A 20,099-nucleotide genomic window follows, 5' to 3' on the forward strand; every position below is an offset into this window, starting at 1 on the left:
GCGAGTCCAATGCGAATGCCGAGATAACGTCGCCGGACTAGGTGTGGGGGACATGCAGACACCAGAGCAGACAGACGCGCTACGGATTGAGCTTGAGCAGGCGCGCCTTCTACGTGCGAATGTCGTTCGCTCGTGCCTGTTTGTTGAAGCGGTAATCATCTATCTGACGATTATGATCGTCGCCTTCGGCAAGACCGAGTTTGCGGCGCTTTGGTTCTGTGTTGCCTCGGCAATGGTGGCCGTCACCTATGGGCATGCCAGGCTAAATCCGCGCGGCGCGCTCACGGCAAACAACTACAGACGATACTTGCGCGGTCATATTGTGGTCTGCTCACTGACCGGTTTGATCTGGGCGGCCTTTGCCTGTCTGCAGGTCGATGGGAACGACCTCTTATCGCTCTTTGTCGCCAGCAATATGGTCTTTGCGATAACCGTTGGCGGCATGCTCCCGGGCTCGGAATACAGGCCAGGCTTCATCGCGCTCGCAAGCTGTACGATCCTGCCCTTCGCCGCCTACTGGATTTACGCCCTGGATGGCGGCACGCAAATGGCCGCGATTGGCATCATTCTATACTATCTCTTCGGTATCATGGTCAGCGGCCAGACCGACCGTGACACGCGTGACGGCATTATCGCCCGCCGCAATCAGGCGCTGACCGACCAGCTTGTCGAGCGTAACAAGCAGATTGAGAAAGCCAGCGAGGAGCGCACCCGCTTCCTGGCGGCAACCAGTCATGACCTGTCGCAACCGCTACACGCACAGGGCTTCTTCATCGAAACCCTCCGCAACGAACTGACAAACGGGCGCCAGAAGGAGCTTCTCGATCAGATTGACGCAACCCGGCAAGGGTTGAGCGACCTGTTGCGCGGCATCGTCGATATCACGCGGATCGATAGCGGCGCGGTCGTGCCAGACGTGCAGCCGGTGGATGTCTCGGCCATACTCTCACCGCTGCTGCAGCAGTTTGCGACGCAAGCCGAAATCGAAGGCCTGAGCTTTGAAACTGAAACGCCTCAGGTTTTCGCGAAAACTGACCCTGTGCTGCTCAGCCGGATCATCGCCAATCTGCTGTCGAATGCACTCCGTTACACACCGGTGCCCGGCAAGGTTATCCTGAGGCTCGAAACTGCCGAGAATAGACCGGTCATCGAGATTGCGGATACGGGGCCAGGGATACCGAAGGATCTGCAAGACAGTGTCTTCGAAGAATATGTGCGGCTCACCCCCACTGGCCAGTCGGCGAAGCCCGGCCTCGGCCTCGGGCTTTCCATCGTCAAGCGCTTGGCCTCCCTCCTCGATATTGAGTTGAGGCTCGACTCTGCGTCCGGACAGGGGACACGCTGGTTGCTCGCCCTGCCCGAAGCGCATGCAGCGGCCGTTATCCCTCATGAGCGACCGCAAAAGCCCGCATCTTTTGACGCTGCCCCGTTTTGCGTCGTCATCGACGATATGAAACCCGTAAGAGACGGAATGAACGCGCTCCTGACCAGTTGGGGCTGCCGGACTTACACCGCCGCGAATGGGCTGCAAGCGGCCAAGCTACTCAGCGCGAGCGCGCAATCACCCGACATCCTGCTCGTCGACCGGCGTCTCGGCGCCGGGCTTGACGACGGCGTTGAGGTGATCAGGCAATTGCGGGATCTGGCAGGACAGCAAACACCTGCCATTCTCATGACCGGTGACATCGCGAACATAGAAGATGAGGTTTCAGGGCTTGGCATACAGGTCATGCTGAAACCCGTGGCACCCGACGATCTGCGCAACATGCTGCGCAAACTGCTCATCAGCTCAGACAAACAGTTCGCCTGAGCTGCAGACTGCGGAATGGGTTAGATGAGGCCCAGTTGTTGAGCGCGCTGCACACATTCGGTGCGCCGGCTGACGCCCAACTCAACGAAGATGTATTTCAGATGCGTCTTGACGGTGTTTTCGCTGATCGACAGCGCACGCGCGATCTCGCTGTTCTGCCCGCCTCCACATAGCAGTTTCAGCACTTCTATCTGGCGGTCACCGAGCTTGGGAAGATCTGGGAACCTGTCGATATCGGTATCCGCCATACCGGCACCCGAAGAGGCCTCGCTGAAATCCTTAAAACCGAACGAGTGGGCGCGCACATAATCGACAGCATTGCTCAAGGCGCGGCTGCCCTGAGATTTGTGAATGAAACCATTCGCGCCAACAGCCTGCATCTCGGCGATGGGCGGTGCGGAATTGATGCCCGACAACATAAGCACCGGGATGCGCGAGCCCTGCCTGCGGATCGTATCGACGAAGGCGAGGCCGTTCATCTCGCTCATGATGAGGTCGCAGATGATTAAATCGAACTTGGCCCCACGCGACAGACTATCCAGAATGGATGAGGCTTCCGTAACAGTATCGACCGTGAAGCTCGGAAAATCGCGCTGCACGATGAGCGCGAGCCCCTGCAAGAACAGGTCGTGATCGTCGATGATCGCGATGGTGCCTGCGCGCTCTGCCAAACCGGTAAACCCTCGCCTCTGAAGCGACTGCGCTACGTCGAACTGTAATCAGTATTACAGTTTCTAGTATATCTGCATTTAAAGGTCAGCAAGAATTGAGCCAGATGCGTCAAAACGCTCTGTTATTGAACTTTACGCTGAATTCGACCCTCTGACATTTCGAAGTATAGCGCTCGGCTGCTTGGCACCGGCGGTAGCGAAGAAGCTTTAGTGCCTCACGTCTTGCAGGTGATCGGCGTCAGAAACTCGGTCCGGTCACGAAGGACCGATTGATCTTCGCAACGGCATCCTGAAGCTTTGGAGCAAGTTGTCCGCGCATCTCCTCGACAGAGAAACGTACCGATGGACAGCATGCATTGAGCGCTGCGATGACGCGATTGTTCACGTCACGTATCGGCACCGAAATCGAGCGCACGCCAGGCTCAAGCTCTTCATCAACGAGTGAGTAGCCAAGCTGCCGGGTCTCCATGAGTATTTCGCGGAGGCGCACCTTGGAAACGACGGTATTGGACTGAAACTGCTTGAGGTTCACCCGCGCCAGATACTGCTCCTGCACCTCTTCGCTCTCATAGGCGAGCAGGACGCGTCCCGTAGACACCGCATAGGCAGGCAATCTTTTGCCCACATTGTAGCTGACGGCCATGACCTGATCAGGCGTGGACCGCGCCAGATACGTAACATCGTCACCTGTCAGAACGGCAGTGAAGATCGACTCCTGCGTCGACTGGCTGAGCTCGTTCATGATCGGCTGGACGACTTCCAGCATGCCAACTGAGGACAGGGCTGAATAACCGAGCTGCAGGACTTTCGGGCGGAGCGAAAAAACACGGTCTGTTTTCTCTGCGTAACCCTCACGAACCAGCGTCAGCAGAATGCGGCGCGCAGAAGCACTCGTCATGCCTGTCGCTTTCGCCACCTCGCTCAAAGTCATTCTCGGCGTGTAGCGTGTAAATGCGCAGATGACGTCGAGGCCTCGCGCCAATGTCGCAACATAGTCGCGATCATTATCATCAATTTGATCGTTTATATTATCTGTCACGAGTCCCTCTCTCGCAAATATAGCTAGCTGGTTTCGCGCTTCGTTCAATTCCCTCGATTGATCGGTCGAAAGGCAACAGCAGCTTATCCTGACATTTTTTCTACCATAATTTCAGGATAATTCATGTCAGCGCTTCCAGTCGGAGCCGCTGGCCGGCAAAGGATCGGGGGCGCAGAGCTGCGCCCCCAACCAGATTGGTTAATCCAACTCGCCCTAGAACTCGACGTTCACACCGGCAAACAGGAACCGGCCAAGTGCGTCATAGGCTTGCGGGAAGGTGTTCCCGTTACCGAATGAACCACCAGCCGAACCGACATTGGTGCTGACCGGCGGGTTCTTGTCGAACACATTGTTCACGCCGACACGGAAGCCGATATTCTCGCGAATGGTCGTGCGCAGGAAGAGGTCGAGATAGTTCCGCTCATCCAGCGTCGTGTTGACGTTGGTCTGCGTTGCTCCAACCAGATCAACCGCACCGATATGACGCCACGTTGCCGTCAGCGATGCATCGCCCCAAGGCATATTCCAGGTCACCGGAATATTGTGACGGTATTCTGGCTTGGACGTACCGCAGGAGGCGTTGGTCGAGGCGAAGTAACCCGCGCACTCGATGACGCCGAGACCTGGCAGTGGCTCCTTGTCCAGCTTGTCGAGGAAGGTAGCCAGATAGCTGACGTCGACAGAGCCATACTCGCCAATGTCAAAGCCATAGCTGGCCGCAACGTCGATACCGGAGGTTTCAAGCGAACCGGTGTTCACATTGGTTGCGATAACGAACGCATCCTGGCTTGCCCACAGCTCGCCATTGCTGCCGCGATTGATTAGACCGCAGAAGAAGGCATCGCCCGTGGTGAGACACTGATTGATCGACTGCTCTTCCGGCACACTGCCGATAAAGTCTTCGACCGTGATGTCGAAATAGTCGATCGAAACCGTCAGCCCCGGCACGAAAGCTGGCGTTGCAACCACACCGATCGTGAACGTGTCGGACTTCTCCACCTCGAGGTCCGGGTTACCGCCACTGATGTTGCGGAACTGACCTGCCGGATTATCGGCGATATTGCCATACTGGGCAGCGGTGACGCCGGTACGTGCACACTGCTCGAGTGTTGCGGCAGGGTTTGCACCCGCACATGGATCATAGAGGCCGTTGGCGCCTGTCGGCAGGGTGAACTCAAACGGCGACTGCGGTGCGAACAGCTCCAGAGGGTTTGGCGAGCGGGTCGCGCGCTGGAACTGGGCCCGGAAGCGGTAATCAGAAACCGGCGCATAGGTCAGGCCTGCTGCGTAGGTACTCTGTTCGCCCGTCGTCTCGTAATAGTCAGAGAAGCGATAAGCGCCCGTGACCGATAGCTCATCGATACCAGGACGGTTCTCGACAATCGGTACCTGAACTTCGGTGAAGAACTCATACACGCTGACACCGCCGGCAACATCTGCGCGTGCCGTGCCGAGCTTGCCGTCGCGGGTAAGCGCATCATTGGTCTGCGTCAGATACTCATCGCGATATTCTGCACCGAACACCGTCTGCACACCGGTCTCGGCCCATGGCATGACGATGCCGTAATCGGTGAGGTCGCCAGTAATGACGGCGCTGAAGACTTCCTGGGTAACTTCACCTTCGCGGAAGCCCGGCGCCTGGATGTAATCAAGCGCTTCTTGCGTCACGCCGCCAAGCGAGAAGATGTCATAGGGCACACAATTGGTGTCGGTGCCGTCGATCGCGACCTGACAGGCAGGGGCGCCCGTCGCTGGGTCGATCCGAACCTCAAGCGCGTCGGCAACGCGGTCGAGATTGAAGAAGTTGGCCGCCTTGTCGCTGTACTGAACCTGCGAGTACTGCGCGTAGACGTCATAGGACCAGACATTGTCGAGGTCGCCGCGGAAACCGCCGAGGACGCGGAAAGACGTGTGCTCGGTTTCGTTCTGGCGACCGCCACCTTCCACATTGCGACGTCCAATCTGGAGCGGCGCGTTGCGGTCGGCGATATTGGCCGCCGTCGGGCTGTAACCATTGTTCAGACAGATGACCTGAACCTGCTCAGCCGAGAGGAGCGGGTTGTCACAGTTGATTGTGCTCGTCTGGAAGAAGTTGCCCGCTGGGGCAATCTGAGCGGTCGTCACGTCATTGGTGAACGCGAAAGACCCGTACGCCTCAATCTTGTCGCTGATATCGTAGCGAGCCAGCGCGCCGAAGGAATAGCGCTCGTTCGGGCGGATGAAGTGATTGAGGGGAGCGAAGTTGTAGGTATCGGTCGCCGGATTGTAGTCACGGATGCCGCCATTCTCATCAAGCGTGAAGGAGAATGGAACCGCGCCGCCACCAAAGCTGGTGAACTGGCCCGGGAAGGTCGTGCCCGAACCGCTACACGTGAAATTTCCATTGCTGAAACCGAGCGCACAGGCGCTGCTGATGCGATCCCCCTGCAGCACTTCATTCTGCTTCTTGTAATTGAAGTAGCTGGTGATGTTGCCGCGGCCATTGTCGCCGTTCAGACCGAAGATGAGGTTCACATCGATCGATTCGCCGTCCGACGTGGAATCTGGAACGGGCTGGTTGAACTGACGGAGCGTGCTTTCCAGGCGGCCGCTGCTATTGGCCGTCTGATAGGTACCGACCTGAACGTCAGCCATAAGGCCTTCATAGTCGTCCTTCATGATGAAGTTGACGACACCGGCCACAGCGTCAGCGCCATAAACTGCCGATGCACCGCCGGTCAGAACTTCGACACGCTCTACGAGCATGGACGGGATCTGGTTGAGGTCTGCGGGTGCAGACACTGGCGAGCCATATGGCAGACGGCGGCCATCGACGAGGACGAGCGTGCGCTCCGCGCCGAGGCCGCGCAGGTCGACATTTGCCGTACCAGCCGCTTCGTTGGCGCGACCGGCACCCTCTGAAGGGTTGATCTGTGGCAGCGTGTTCAGCATGTCTTCGACGCGAACGGTACCGCGCGCCTGGATCTGGTCTGCGCCGACCGTGGTGACCGGACTAGGCGATGTCAGGTTCGGATTGCTGATCCGCGAGCCAGTGACAACGATGGTTTCTTCAACCCGGCTGTCCTCTTCCACGGCCTCAACGCGCTCGACGTCATCGGCGCCCTGCGCGACGGCCGCGAGCGGCGCGGCAGCAATCAAGGCCACCAGAGGCGCCTTCGCAGCCCCCCGAAGCAGCGCACGCGTCACTCCGCCGCCCTGCTTACTATTCCATACATACACTTTAGACATGAAAACCCCCTTCTGGCTCACGTTATTGTACGTATTCCGAACTTTTTTCGAATAACGCACTTTGATGGTGCCCCCTTTTGAGGTTCGTGCAGCCCCGGAAGTCAACAACTAAATTTTGAAATTGTAGGCAAACACGGAGTAATTTGCGCTCACTGAGGCGCGATGATCACAGTTTTGTCAGCCGCGCACACACAATGGGCATGTCACAGGAAATGCGCGCTCAGCGAATATTTTTGAATTTATTTTCGGATATCGTATTTTCTGGTTGACATATTCCGTACTCGAACCTGTACAGTTCGCAGAGCTGAAGGGGCATGGGAGTCGCTTCGCCATTGACCGCGAACCGGGAGGATACGAAGATGATCAACAGGAAACTGGCAAGGGCCGTGAGCGCTGGTGCCATAATGAGCGCACTAACGGGCGCTGCGTTCGCAGACACGTTCAGCGTCCAGCTGTCCGATCAGGCCGTCACAGAAGCTCATGATGGCCGGGTCATCCTGATCATCACGCCGGATGGGGAAACCGAGCCTCGCTTTCAGGTGAAGCAGTCATACGACGCGCCCCAGATCTTTGGCGTCAATGTTGACGGTCTCGCCCCGGGAGAAAGCGTCGAGATCGCGCCCGGCATTCTCGGCTTTCCAGCGAGAGACATGAAAGACGTCCCTGCGGGCGACTATTATGTACAGGCTGTTCTGCACAAGTATGACACGTTCAATCTCTCAAATGGCAAGACGGTGAAGCTGCCAGCCGCCAGGGGGGCGGGACAGAACTGGCGCCTCGAGCCGGGCAATGTCATCAGCGCGCCGCAAAAGGTTACCTTCGACCCGCAGGGCGCAAACGAAATCAGCATCACACTGGACAATGTCCTGCCAGAAATCGCTGAGCCCGAAGACACCAAGTACATCCGTTACATCAAGGTTCGCAGCGAGAAGCTGTCTGAGTTCTGGGGCACCGACGTCTACATCAATGGCCACGTGCTCGTGCCTGAAGGCTTCGACGAGAACCCTGACGCGAAGTACCCGCTCGCCATCTTCCACGGGCATTTCCCGGCTGAATTTGGTGGCTTCAGAACCACCCCGCCAGACACGGATCTCGAATGCGAATATAGCGAGCGCTTTGATGAGCCTTGTTACAACCGGATCGAGCAGCAGGAAGCCTACGACTTCTACAAGCAGTGGACGTCGGATGACTTCCCGCGCATGCTGATCGTCGAGATCGACCACTCAAACCCATACTATGATGACAGCTATGCGGTGAATTCGGCCAATATCGGCCCGTATGGCGATGCGATCACCTATGAATTCGTCCCTGCACTGGAAGAGCAGTTCCGCGGCATCGGCGAAGGCTGGTCACGCTTTGTCTATGGCGGCTCCACTGGCGGCTGGGAAGCACTGGCCGTTCAGGTCAAATACCCCGACGAATACAATGGCGCATTCGCGGCCTGCCCCGACCCGATCGATTTCCGTCAGTTCATGCTGACCGACATCTACGAGGAAGATAACGCCTACTATTACACCGGGCCATTTACCCGCGTAGAGAAACCGGGCAAGCGCAATTACCTCGGACAGGTGCCATACACGGTCGAGATGGAAAACCGCTGGGAACTGGTTCTCGGCGACAAGACCCGTTCCGGCGCCCAGTGGGATGTCTGGGAAGCTGTATTCTCGCCGAACGGCGAAGACGGCTACCCGCAGCGCATATGGAACAAGCTGACCGGCGAGATCAATCACACGGTGGCTGAGTACTGGCGTGAGAACTACGACCTTCGCTACATTCTGGAACGCGACTGGGCCGAACTCGGGCCGAAGCTTCAGGGCAAGATCCATATCTACACAGGCGATATGGATAACTTCTACCTGAACAATGCGACCTACCTGATGGAAGACTTCCTCGTGAAGGCCGACCCGCCCTACCAAGGCGAAGTCACCTATGGCGACCGCGATGAGCATTGCTGGAACGGTGATCCAGACCTGCCAAACGCTGTCTCACGCCTGCGCTACAATACGATGTACGTACCCAAGATCCTGGAACGGATCGAAGCAGCTGCGCCGGAAGGCGCCGACCTCACAAGCTGGCGGTACTAGGCATCGTCAGGCCCCGGGCATTCCTCCAGATGCCCGGGGCCTTTCTTTTTTTCTGCAATAAAGACCAGAAGGAGCGCCGCATGCGCCGCACGAACCTATTTCTCGCAGCCTGCACCTCAGCCCTCATGACCGGCCTGAGTGTTCCGACCGCCGCCATGGCATCACCGGCAACAGAGGTTGAACAGGACGACCGTCAATCGGCGCGGGCTTTGCTGGAAGACATTCTCAAACTGCGCACCGCAAAGGGCTATGGCCAGACAAAGGCTCAGGCCGAACTGCTGGCTGACAGACTTCGGGCGGCAGGCTTCACTGACGATCAGATCGACATTCCGACGATGACCATCGATGGCGAAGAGGTCGCCAGCTTTCTCGTGCGATATCCCGGCAAGACTGGCAGCGAGCTCTCGCCGATTGCACTCATCGCACACATGGATGTCGTCGACGCGTCGACCGAGAACTGGGCAACGGATCCTTATCAGCCGGTTGAGAAGGATGGGTATCTCTATGCAAGGGGCGCCGTCGATAACAAGGCTGGTATTGCGCTTCTGGTCAGCACATTCATCCGCCTCAAACAGGAAGGCTTCGAGCCTGAGCGCGACCTTGTCATTGCCTTCTCCGGAGACGAGGAGACAGGTATGCAAACGACGCGGAAACTCACCCAGCACCCTTGGGTGAATGGCGCGGAATATGCGCTGAACTCCGATGCTGGCGTCGGTTCTGTTGACAGCGAGGGCCTTAACCCGAGCTATTCGATCCAGTCTGCCGAAAAGACCTATGCGACTTTCCACCTGACGGCCCGCAATGAAGGCGGCCACAGTTCGGCGCCCCGCGCCGACAACGCGCTGTTTGATATCGCGGACGTTATCGACGCTGTGCGATCATTGAGCTTCCCCATCGGCTTCAACGACATCACACGTCAAATGGCGCGTGATCTCGCCGAGAGCGAAGGCGGTAGATTCGCAGCCGCAATTGAAACGCTGATCGAGAACCCAGGTGACAAAGCCGCGCGCGAGACGATTGAGGCTCACGAGGCGGGAACACACTTTCTTTACACAACCTGCGTCCCGACAATGCTATCTGCAGGCACCGCAGAAAACGCGCTACCTCAAAAGGCGGAGCTGACGGTCAATTGCCGCATCCTTCCCGGCACGTCGGTGCAGAGCGTGCAGGACGCAATTTCAGACGCCGTAGCCAATCCAGACATCTCCATCGACCTTGTGGGCGAGCCGCTGGAAAGCCCGGTTTCACCAATCAACGAGGAGCTGTTCGCTTCGATACGATCCGCTGTACACGCCATCTATCCAGATGCACCGGTCAAACCGTCCATGTCCTCAGGCGGAACTGACGGCAAAGAGTTTCGTGCCGCCGGCATCCCGACCTATGGCGCCGGAGCGATCACTCTGGTGCGTCCTGACGACTACCGCGCACACGGTATTGATGAGCGTCTCCCGCTAGAGAGTTATTACGATCAGCTCACTTTCTGGGACGTACTGCTCAAGGATCTCGCAGGGGAGGACGACCAGTGAGCCACCGCAATTCATCCGCACTGAACAGACGCGGCTTCATCATGGCAGCAACCGGCACGGCATTGTCCGCGCCCCTGCTCGCGCGGCCAGGCTTTGCTCAAATCAAGACCAACCCGCAGATCAAGCGCGCAGCTCCCATTACACCCGAAGAACGTCAGGCGCGGCTTGCCAAGATCCAGGAGCTGATGCGCCAGCAAGGCATTGGCGCCACGATTGTCGAAGCTGGCTCGTCCCTATTTTACTTCACTGGCATCAACTGGTGGCGCAGTGAACGACTGACTGCGGCCCTCATCCCTGCAGAGGGTCAGGTCTGCATCGTGACACCAGAATTCGAAGAGCCCTCCATTGAGGAAATGCTTGTCGTCCCCGGCGAAGTCCGCATCTGGAACGAGCACGAGAATCCACACGCCCTCGTAGCCAGATGGATCAAGGAACAAGCACTTGGCAATCGCCCCGTCGCCATTGAGGACACGGTCCGTTTCTTCGCGGTCAACGGCCTGAAGAAGGAAAGTCCCGGTATCGAACTTGTCTCAGCCGAACCGATTGTGACAGCCTGCCGGATGATCAAATCGGATACTGAGCTCGCCCTTCTTCAGGAAGCTGCAGACATCGTCGACACTGCATACCGTAGCATTGATGGAAAAATCGAGCTCGGCATGGATGGCAAGGATGTCTTCGCGCTGATGAGCGCTGCGATCACCGAATTGGGCGGAACGTCTCCGTCGGGCGGCGTACAGATCAATGAGGGATCGGCGCTGCCCCACGGATCCAAGATCCGCGAAACCGTCCGGCCCGGCTCCGTCATCCTCATGGATTGCGGCTGCACCGTAGATGGCTATTTCGCCGACATCTCTCGAACGGCAGTCTATGGAGACCCGACCAAGCGCCAGAGGGAAGTCTACCGTCAGGTCCGCCTCGGACAGGAAGCAGCCATGGAGGCCGCCCGACCCGGCGCGACGGCGGGCGCCGTCGATGATGCTGTGCGCGCACTTTACGAAAGCATGGGCTATGGCCCGGGCTATGGCGTGCCCGGCCTGCCTCACCGGACCGGCCATGGCATCGGCCTCGACATTCATGAGCCCGTAAACCTCGTTCACGGCGAGCAGACTGTCCTGTCGCCGGGCATGTGCTTTTCGAACGAACCTGGCCTCTACATCCCCGGCTCTTTCGGCGTCCGCATCGAGGATTGTTTCTACACCTCTGAAAGCGGCCCGGTCTATTTCACTCAGCCTCCAAATTCTCTGGACGCCCCATTTGGCTAAACAACTTCAGGAGCCTTTCATGCGCAAACTTATCTACGGCCTCTCTGCTGCAGCGATCCTCGCTGGCAGCCCCGCCACAGCTCAGGAACCTGCACAGGGCGAAGTCAGCATGTCGCCCGAAATGCCTGAAATTCTGACCCTGCGCGAGCGCGCCGCCATTGAAGACGCATGGCTTGGCGAGCGTCTCGACACCGTCGTACCGGCACTTATGCGCGAGAACGAGATCGATATGTGGGTGCTCGTCGCCCGCGAGTACCTCGAAGATCCCGTCGTCGACACGATGCTCAATTCAACCAGCCTGCACGCACGCCGCCGCACCATCCTCGTTTTCCACGATCCGGGTGAAGGCCAAGACGTAGAACGCCTGACGGTCAGCCGCTATGGTCTGGGCGGATTCTTCGAGTCGGCCTGGAATCCAGAAGAGCAAGGTCACGACCAATGGGCTCGCTTCGCTGAGATCGTCGCAGAGCGTGACCCACAGAAGATCGCGCTCAATATCTCGTCGGTAAACGCTTTCGCAGATGGCCTCACAAGCAGCCAATATACGGATCTCGCCGAGGCCCTCGACCCGAAGTATCGCGAGCGCATCGTTTCAGGGTTCGATCTTTCGATTGGCTGGCTTGAAACCCGTATTCCGGCAGAGATGGAGTATTATGGCCATATCGTCCGCGTTGCACACAGCATCATCGGCGAAGCCTTCTCCACCAAGGTCATTACGCCGGGCGTGACCACGACGGACGATGTCGTCTGGTTCACTCGCCAGAAAACCGCTGACCTCGGCATTGATTCCTGGTTTCATAATTCCGTGCACATCTTCCGCGAAGGCGAAGAAGAAGAGCTCATGGGCGACGCCGTCATCGAGGAAGGTGACCTCCTCTGGATCGACCTTGGCATCGTTTATATGGGCCTCAGCACTGATACACAGCACCTCGCCTACGTCCTGAAAGATGGCGAAACTGATGCGCCAGAGGGCATCAAGGCCGGCCTGCGTGCCAGCAACGATGTCCAGGACGCGCTGACCTCGTCGTTCGAGACAGGGCTGACTGGCAACGAAATCCTCGAGATCGCACGCAAGAAAGCCATTGATGCCGGCCTTGAGCCGAGCATCTACAGCCACCCGATTGGCTATCACGGTCATGGCGCAGGCACCTCGATCGGTTTCTGGGACAATCAGGGCCCGACCGAGAAGGGCGAGTACCGTCTTCGTGCCAATACCGCCTGGTCGATCGAGCTCTACGCCAAGGAAGCGGTTCCTGAATGGGGCGGCCAGGAAATCACCTTCCGTACCGAAGAAGACGCGTTCTTCGATGGCGAGACCGTCACCTATATCGACGGTCGTCAGATCAAGCTTCACCTGATTGGCGACACTGAAGAGTAGCGCTTACAGGTTCATCCTGCACCTGGATGAAACCCGCTGGCCGGAGGCGTGCCTGCCCTGAGAAGGCACGCCTCCGGTCGGCAATTTTGACTCCCTACGGACCTGTAGGGACGCGACCGAGCCTGCGCGTGGGCGGTGACAAATTGTCATCCGCTGCACCTCATCGCTTGGACCCGCGCCCATGGCCATGCAATGCAATGCTTCGATCGCCAGCGATTGAAGGGATTGCAGACCACGGCCGACCTTCGTTCCCTACCCAGACCTGAGACAAGGTCCCCCCTGCCTGGCGCGGAGCGTTGATGATGCGCCCCGGGTCCTCGCATGCCAGTGAACCAGACATAATCGGCGCCAAAAAACCTGAGCGCCAGTCGGGGCAGTCGGCCCCGTCGGACCGTTTCAGGACCGGCGCCTGGTGGACCGTTCTCCTGCTCAGCATCTTCTACGTCATCTCCTATATCGACCGCGTCATTCCCAGCCTGCTGGTGACTCCGCTCAAACAAGGCTTCGACATCAGCGACCTCGAGTTCGGCTTGCTGTTCGGAGGGGCGTTCGCCGTCTTCTACGGACTGCTCGGTCTGCCCATTGCCCGCGCTGTCGATCGGGGCAATCGCAAACACCTGATCTTTGCAGGCGTGTTGATCTGGAGTGCCTGTACCTTCGCATCGGGACTGGCGACAGGCTTCTGGATGTTGGTATTGATGCGAATTGGCCTCGCTGTCGGCGAGGCTGTGCTTTCGCCCGCTGCTTACTCCATGATTGGCGACCTCTTTCCGCCCGAGCGCCGCTCGTTGCCGTCAGCCATTTATGCCGCGGCAGGGAATATGGGGACTTATGGCGCGTACATAGCCGGCGCCGGGATCTTTGCTGCCGTTTCCACGCCGCCCGTCGCCTCATTCTTCAGCCTGAATGGCATCGATACATGGCAGATCGTATTCTTCATTGTCGGCCTGCCGGGCATTCTCGTCGCCCTCATCTTTTTCGCAACGACGTCTGAACCCAGCCGAAGCAATAATGCCGGAACATCTGATCAAAACCTCAAGGCTGCCCTGCACTTCTTCGCCCGACGAGCGCGGCTCTTCGGCGGCCTGTTTATTGGGGCGAGCTTCATTACCGTAATCATTTTCGCCTACGGGGCCTGGGCGCCTGAATTCTTGCACCGGACCTTTGGTTGGTCGGTCGAGAAGGCTGCCGTCAGCTATGGAACGACGGGCGTTATCTCAAGCGCGCTCGGCACGCTGTTCTTCAACCGGCTATCGGAGGCCCTCACCCGAAAGGGACGACGCGATGGTATCGTTCTCGCGGCTATTAGCGCTTCAACACTCGGTTGCATCGCAGCCAGCCTTGCCGCCCTGATGCCGAGCGCGACGTTGTCAGTCGCCGCGATGGGTGTGATGATCTTCTGTCTTTCGGGATGCAGCAATGTGATCGTGATCTCAAACCAGTTCACCGTCCCATCACACTTTCGCGCGACCGCCATCGCCATCATGTTCATGTGCACGATACTGATCGGTCTCGGCGTCGGGCCGCCGCTGGTTGCCTGGCTTGCTGGCGTCTTCTTCACCGGGCCCACAGGAATTGGACCCGCACTGGCCCTTGTTTCCATCGGCATGCTGATACCGTCCGTCGCCTGCTTGTTATGGGCAAGAGGCGTCTACACGACAGAAGCTCAGTCTTCTTAGGGCGCGGCGCGTTAGACGGCCCGAAATCTAGACCGACTCCCAGCTCGCTTTCTTGCGGTAGATCGTGGACGGGTTGATCTCCAGCCGCTTTGCGGCAGCCACGATGTTACCCCGCGAGAGCGCGATGGCACGCTCGATCGCCTTCTTCTCCGTCAGCCAGAGCGGTTCGCATCCATAATCCTCGGGCGGAGGCGCGGCTGGCTGATTGCGGGAGGCATTCTCTGGAAGCGCGGCACCGGTGTGCGAAGCGGTAATTGGCGTGCGCGCGGGCAACATATCGACCGTCACCTCACCGCCAGTCTGCATCACTGCAATCTGGCGGATCAGATTCTCCAGCTCGCGCACATTGCCAGGCCAGGTATGGGATACCAGCCACTCCTGCGCCTCGCGCGAAAACCCGGTAAACGTCTTGGCCTCTTCGCGCCCGAAACGCTCCAGCAGGCTTTCAGCAAGAAGCAGAACGTCGCCGCCACGTTCGGCAAGCGGTGGCAGCGCGACCGGGATGACGTGCAGGCGATAGTAGAGATCCTCGCGGAGCTGTCCGTCCTGAATAGCCTGAAGCGGATCCCTGTTCGTCGCCGCAATGATGCGAATATCGGCCTTGCAGAGCGTGCTTTCGCCGACCCGGGAGAACTCTCCCAATTGCAGGAAGCGCAACAGTTTTGGTTGGAGGTCAATCGGCATCTCCCCCAGCTCATCGAGGAACAGGGTTCCGCCGTCGGCAAGTTGCGCGGCGCCGGTCCGGTCAGCTGTTGCGCCCGTGAAGGCTCCTTTTACATGACCAAATATCTCACTTTCGATGAGGTCTTTCGGGATCGCACCGCAATTCAGCGCAACGAACCGCGCCTTTCTGCGAGGGCTCATCTCGTGCACGGCCCGCGCCACAAGTTCCTTCCCCGTGCCGGTTTCGCCCGTCACGAACACACTCGCGCGCGATGGCGCGGCCGCTTCTATGGTCTTGAACACTCCCTGCATGACGAGAGAGCGGCCTATGATCCCGCAGAAATCTGATCGGTCGACTTCGGCTTCATAGGTCGCAACAGTTTTCTTGAGCTGGAAGTTATCGCGCGCATTGCGCACCGTTACTTTCAGGCGTTCAGACGAAGTCGGCTTCACTACGAAATCGTGCGCGCCGCGCCGCATGGCGTCGACCGCAACGGTCATTGAACCCGTTGCCGTGATCACGATGACCGGGGCCGCCAGCTGGTCACGGGTCCAGCGGTCCAGCAGGTCAAGTCCGTCCGCGTCCGGCAGTTTAAGGTCGAGAAGAATGCAGGATGGCGCCTCATTCTGAACGCTCGCCAATGCCTTCGCACCGGTGTCTGCTATCTCGATACGATCGAACTCACGCTTCAGATGCGCCTCATAGGTGCGCGCGAGCGACGGCGTATCCTCAACGATCAGCAGCTTGGACTTAGTCGTCATCGCGCGGCACCTTTATGTAGGCGTGTCGGAGCTCGCGGACGACCGCGTCTGCTTCCGTCTTCATGCGGTTGATCAGCTCGTCCCGGCCAGCTGCTGTATCTTGAGCCGCATGCTGCTCCAGCTCGAAGGCCAGCGCGCTCAGACGGGTCGCCCCGACATTCGCTGCGGCCCCCTTTATCGCGTGAGCGAGGTGTTCAAGCTCGCGTCCATCGACCTCTGACAGTTTAGGCAGCCGCCAATCGAGCTCATCAACGAACATTTCCGCAATGCCGCTGAACGCTTCAAGATCACCCGACCAGAGCGCCTCAACCTCTTCCCGCATGATCGCTGTTGCGCCGGCGGCCTCCGCCGAAGCGTCCGCCTCCGTAAGCCAGTTGGCCAATTCGTGCCGCAAGGCATCTGGGCGTACTGGTTTTGTGAGGTAGCTATTTACCCCGATAGCCAGAGCGGAGTCGCGGTCTTCCTTGAGCGCGTGAGCGGTCATCGCAACAATCGGTCCTTTATAGCCTCTCTCGCGCAGAATCCGTGTCGCTTCGAGGCCGTCGAGGATTGGCATCGAGACGTCCATCAGAATTACATCGAATTCGCTATGGAGGGCTGTGTCCACGGCAGCAGCGCCGTCTGTGACATGCTGATATTCAAGACCAAGCCGCTCCAGCATGGTCTTGGCGACCATTGCATTCGTTTCGCTGTCTTCTGCGATCAGCACGCGGCCCTTCAGCTTGGCATTGGTCTCGGCGGGGGACGCTTCAATTGTCGGCACATCGACGGCGCGCTCGACTGGCAGCGTCACAGCAAATGTCGACCCGACGCCGGGGGCGCTCGTCAGCCGGATGCGCCCGCCCATTATGTCTATAAGCTCCTTACAGATCGCCAGACCAAGACCCGCTCCACCATGGGACCGGGACTTCGAGGAATCGGCCTGTTTAAAGCGATCAAAGAGGACCGCCTGATCCTTCTTCGAAATACCAATGCCCGTATCGCGCACCTCAAACTGCATCGTGCCGGACTGTTCGCCGCCGAGATAGCTGATCGATACGTCCACACTGCCGCGCGACGTGAATTTGAGGGCATTCCCAACGAGATTGATGAGGACCTGACGGATCTTGCCAGCATCAGCCCTGAACTGGCCTTCGGGCACATCGACGGACGTGTTGAGCTCAATGTTTTTCTTCGCCGCCATTGCGGAGAACAGCTCACTTATCATCTCGGCCTTGCGGTGAGGGCTGAAGACGGTTGGCTCCAGATCCACCTCGCCAGCTTCAATGCGTGAAAGATCCAGCAGATCATCGATCAATATCAGGAGTGTCTCGGCCGAATGCTCGGCGGCCTGAATCAGGTTGCGCGCTTCTGGGTCGATACGGTCAGGGTCGATAAGCGACAATGAACCGATGACCCCGTTCAACGGCGTCCGCATCTCATGGGACATATTCGCGAGGAAGTCTGATTTGGAGGCGCTGGCTTGTTCGGCGGCTTCCTTCGCATCGCGAAGCTGCCGTTCGAAAGCTATCCGACTGGAAATGTCGCGTATCACGCCATGATAAAGCGTGCCTGCTTCGGTCTCTGTCCTGCGACCCACTACCTCGGTAGGGATGCGGACGCCTTCGCTGTCCTTGAATGCAATTTGCACCTGTACCGTGTTTTTATCACCGGTCAGTTTAACGCCTTGATGAGCCGCAGCCACCTGATCTTCGGGGATGAAGTCAAACGCACTTCGGCCGAGCATTGTCTCCTTCGTCATTTTCGCGAGTTCGCAGGCGCGCGAATTAACGTCGACGATCACCGCACTCTCATTGATGACGACAATCGCATCCGGCGATAGCTCGAACAGGCTCTGGAAACGGATCTCGGAGCTGCGAAGTTGCTCCTGCGCCGCGCGCGCTTCGGTAATGTCTCGCAGATAAGCCGAAAAGAACTGGCGCCCGCCAAACTCGACAGGGGATATCGCCAGTTCGACCAGAAGTTCGTCGCCCGCCTTGTTAACAGCAGGCACTTCAACACGTTTGTTGAGGACGGCGTGCTCACCGGTTGAGAGATATCTCTGCAAGCCATCATGGTGTGCGCTGCGCAGGTTTTCCGGGATGATGAGGTCGGAAAGGCGCGCCCCCACTGCTTCCTCGCGCTCATATCCGAAGACGCGTTCGGCTGCCGGATTGAACTCAACGACGAGACCGTCCTGGTTCATCATGATAATGCAATCTAGGGCTGCGTCGATCACCGCGTGCCGCAAGGCCGTGTCCCGCTCAATGGCGGCCAAAGTGGTCACTTGTTCGGACATGACGCCTCCCTTATTTGCATCGCCGTCCGACGGCGTTTTGGCGTTATCCATTGTACTTCTCTCCTGAGGGGATCACATGCCTTGCAAAATTCGGCACATCCTCGCGAAGAGAAAAAAGTTATTAGAAACAGCGCAAAGTCTGGGACCGCGCAGCAAAGCACGATCCCAGACTGCAAAGTGCATCATTTTTCCTCGCAATTTGCAAATCAGATCATTGCATTTTGCGAAAAATTTTCCCTTTAATAGGCCCCGCGTGCAGTCAGTACAGCGATCGGGGTTCGCAGCAGGATCAGTAAGTCCAGCCACACAGTCCGCCGTTTCAGGTACGCGACATCCAGGACAACCTGCCGGTCGAAAGGAAGATCAGCTCTACCAGAGATTTGCCAAAGGCATGTGATACCGGGTTTTCCTCGCAGGCGTCGCCGCTCGACGACCGAGTATTTCTCGACCTCTGCAGGCAGGGCGGGCCGCGGCCCGACCAGGGACATATCGCCCTTCAACACATTCCAGAGCTGCGGCAGTTCATCGATCGAGGACTTTCGGATCAGTTGCCCTACCCGGGTGATCCTGGGGTCGCGCTTCATTTTGAAAGTTATGCTGTCCGCATGGTCATTCGCCGTCTTGTGCAGCTCCGCCCAACTCGGACCTGAAGTGCGCATTGATCGGAATTTGAACATCTCGAACGGCTTTCCATTCTCACCGATACGGGTCTGACGAAACAAGGCCGGCCCCTTGCTCTCCATCCTGATCGCCACGGCGACAGCGGCAAAGATCGGCAACAGCAGGGCTATCCCCAAGGATGCCGCCGCAACGTCGATCGCCCTTGCGGCAGCCCGGTCGACCTGATGCACCATGGCCCGCTTGCGTCGGTTGAGCGCATGGCCCACCGCATGGAGCAGAAAAGTGACATTGCCGACGAGGTAGCGTCGCCACATCCGCTTTGGTTCGCACTTCAGCCGGTAGATCCATTCGATCCCGGCTTTGCGCATCCAGACAGGCGCTCGCGGAATGCGGCCCGACACGAAGTCGAGCAGGCCACCAACGCCAAGCAGGACCGGCGCGTCGATGCGGTGACGCACACGGGCGATCCAGTTGTCCTGCTCAGGCACGCCAAACGCCACGAAAACGACCCGAGCGCCCGAAGCATTGATCTCGCGGATCACATCGTCTTCTTCCCGCGGGCTGAAATAGCCGTGGCGGGTGCCTGCGATTTTCAGACCCGGGCTCTGCGCGGCCGCATTCTCGGCGGCAGCTGCGGCAACGCCTTCGCGACCACCCAGAAAGAAAACCGGAATGCCGCGAATGGCGAGGCACCGGCACAGGGGGCCGAAAAGATCGGTCCCGTTGAGGTTTTCACCTAGCTGCTGCTGGTCGAGTTTCGCCGCAAGGAAGACCCCTGAGCCATCCGGCAGCAGGGCGTCAGCGCTCTTCAGGGAGTCGCGATACTGCCAGTCTCTGCGGGCGACGTTCGCGCAATGCGCATTGAGGAAAGAGATCTGGGTGGGGATTCGCGCCTGCGCCCGACTGGCAATCCAGTAGGCGGTTTGTGCCAGGCTTGCTTTCAGCAGGTCAAAGCCGAGAACGGTTGTGCGCGGCAGTTGCTCAAACGGGCTGAAACTAGGTCTCGCAAGAACGGGTCTGATCTCGCGAACGGCGTCGACTGTTTGTGGAAGCGGCATCTGCAATCTCCTGCGTGTGATGAACTGCTCCACCACAGCG

The 20,099-nt window shown here is 58.5% G+C and carries 12 protein-coding genes; 6 read left to right on the forward strand and 6 right to left on the reverse strand.

The genetic code is table 11. The annotated features are described in order from the left end of the window. The first annotated feature begins 52 nt into the window (after window positions 1-52). On the forward strand, window positions 53-1,810 hold the full coding sequence (locus D1222_RS09480; RefSeq protein WP_119454015.1) for a hybrid sensor histidine kinase/response regulator: 1,758 nt from the start codon (window positions 53-55) through the stop codon (window positions 1,808-1,810). Window positions 1,811-1,830: 20 nt separating this feature from the next. Here D1222_RS09480 and D1222_RS09485 read toward each other — a convergent pair whose 3' ends face one another. From D1222_RS09485 to D1222_RS09495, 3 genes are all read right to left on the reverse strand, one after another. Further along, complete coding sequence (locus D1222_RS09485; RefSeq protein WP_119454016.1) at window positions 1,831-2,481, reverse strand: response regulator transcription factor; 651 nt, start codon at window positions 2,479-2,481, stop codon at window positions 1,831-1,833. A 238-nt stretch (window positions 2,482-2,719) separates the two neighbouring features. Beyond that, entirely contained in the window at window positions 2,720-3,520 is an 801-nt protein-coding gene (locus D1222_RS09490; protein WP_119454017.1) for an IclR family transcriptional regulator domain-containing protein, read from the reverse strand. 213 nt (window positions 3,521-3,733) lie between these two features. After that, a complete protein-coding gene (locus D1222_RS09495) occupies window positions 3,734-6,664 on the reverse strand; it encodes a TonB-dependent receptor domain-containing protein (protein ID WP_182481936.1) in 2,931 nt (976 codons plus the stop codon). Window positions 6,665-7,152: 488 nt separating this feature from the next. On the opposite strand from D1222_RS09495, the gene D1222_RS09500 reads away from it, so the two are divergent. The 5 genes from D1222_RS09500 (at window position 7,153) to D1222_RS09520 (ending at window position 14,677) form a co-directional block, all read left to right on the forward strand. Then, complete coding sequence (locus D1222_RS09500; protein ID WP_233348644.1) at window positions 7,153-8,832, forward strand: hypothetical protein; 1,680 nt, start codon at window positions 7,153-7,155, stop codon at window positions 8,830-8,832. A gap of 80 nt (window positions 8,833-8,912) precedes the next feature. Next, window positions 8,913-10,358 (forward strand): M20/M25/M40 family metallo-hydrolase, encoded by a 1,446-nt coding sequence (locus tag D1222_RS09505; protein WP_182481937.1) that lies wholly within the window; start codon window positions 8,913-8,915, stop codon window positions 10,356-10,358. Next, on the forward strand, window positions 10,355-11,620 hold the full coding sequence (locus D1222_RS09510) for a M24 family metallopeptidase (RefSeq protein WP_233348645.1): 1,266 nt from the start codon (window positions 10,355-10,357) through the stop codon (window positions 11,618-11,620). Before D1222_RS09505 ends, D1222_RS09510 begins: the two co-directional genes overlap by 4 nt. A 19-nt stretch (window positions 11,621-11,639) precedes the next feature. After that, window positions 11,640-12,998: a M24 family metallopeptidase gene (locus tag D1222_RS09515; RefSeq protein ID WP_119454020.1), complete on the forward strand. Its 1,359-nt coding sequence runs from the start codon at window positions 11,640-11,642 to the stop codon at window positions 12,996-12,998. Between the two features lie 299 nt (window positions 12,999-13,297). Further along, on the forward strand, window positions 13,298-14,677 hold the full coding sequence (locus D1222_RS09520) for an MFS transporter (protein ID WP_119454021.1): 1,380 nt from the start codon (window positions 13,298-13,300) through the stop codon (window positions 14,675-14,677). Window positions 14,678-14,704: 27 nt separating this feature from the next. Here D1222_RS09520 and D1222_RS09525 read toward each other — a convergent pair whose 3' ends face one another. The 3 genes from D1222_RS09525 to D1222_RS09535 all read right to left on the reverse strand — a co-directional run bounded on the left by D1222_RS09525 (window position 14,705) and on the right by D1222_RS09535 (window position 20,059). Then, window positions 14,705-16,102: a sigma-54-dependent transcriptional regulator gene (locus D1222_RS09525; protein ID WP_119454022.1), complete on the reverse strand. Its 1,398-nt coding sequence runs from the start codon at window positions 16,100-16,102 to the stop codon at window positions 14,705-14,707. Further along, complete coding sequence (locus D1222_RS09530) at window positions 16,092-18,431, reverse strand: PAS domain S-box protein (protein ID WP_119454023.1); 2,340 nt, start codon at window positions 18,429-18,431, stop codon at window positions 16,092-16,094. The genes D1222_RS09525 and D1222_RS09530 overlap by 11 nt, the downstream gene beginning before the upstream one ends. A 188-nt stretch (window positions 18,432-18,619) precedes the next feature. Next, entirely contained in the window at window positions 18,620-20,059 is a 1,440-nt protein-coding gene (locus tag D1222_RS09535; protein WP_119454024.1) for a WecB/TagA/CpsF family glycosyltransferase, read from the reverse strand. Window positions 20,060-20,099: the final 40 nt, after the last annotated feature.

Source organism: Henriciella algicola (assembly GCF_003576245.1).
GTDB lineage: Bacteria > Pseudomonadota > Alphaproteobacteria > Caulobacterales > Hyphomonadaceae > Henriciella > Henriciella algicola.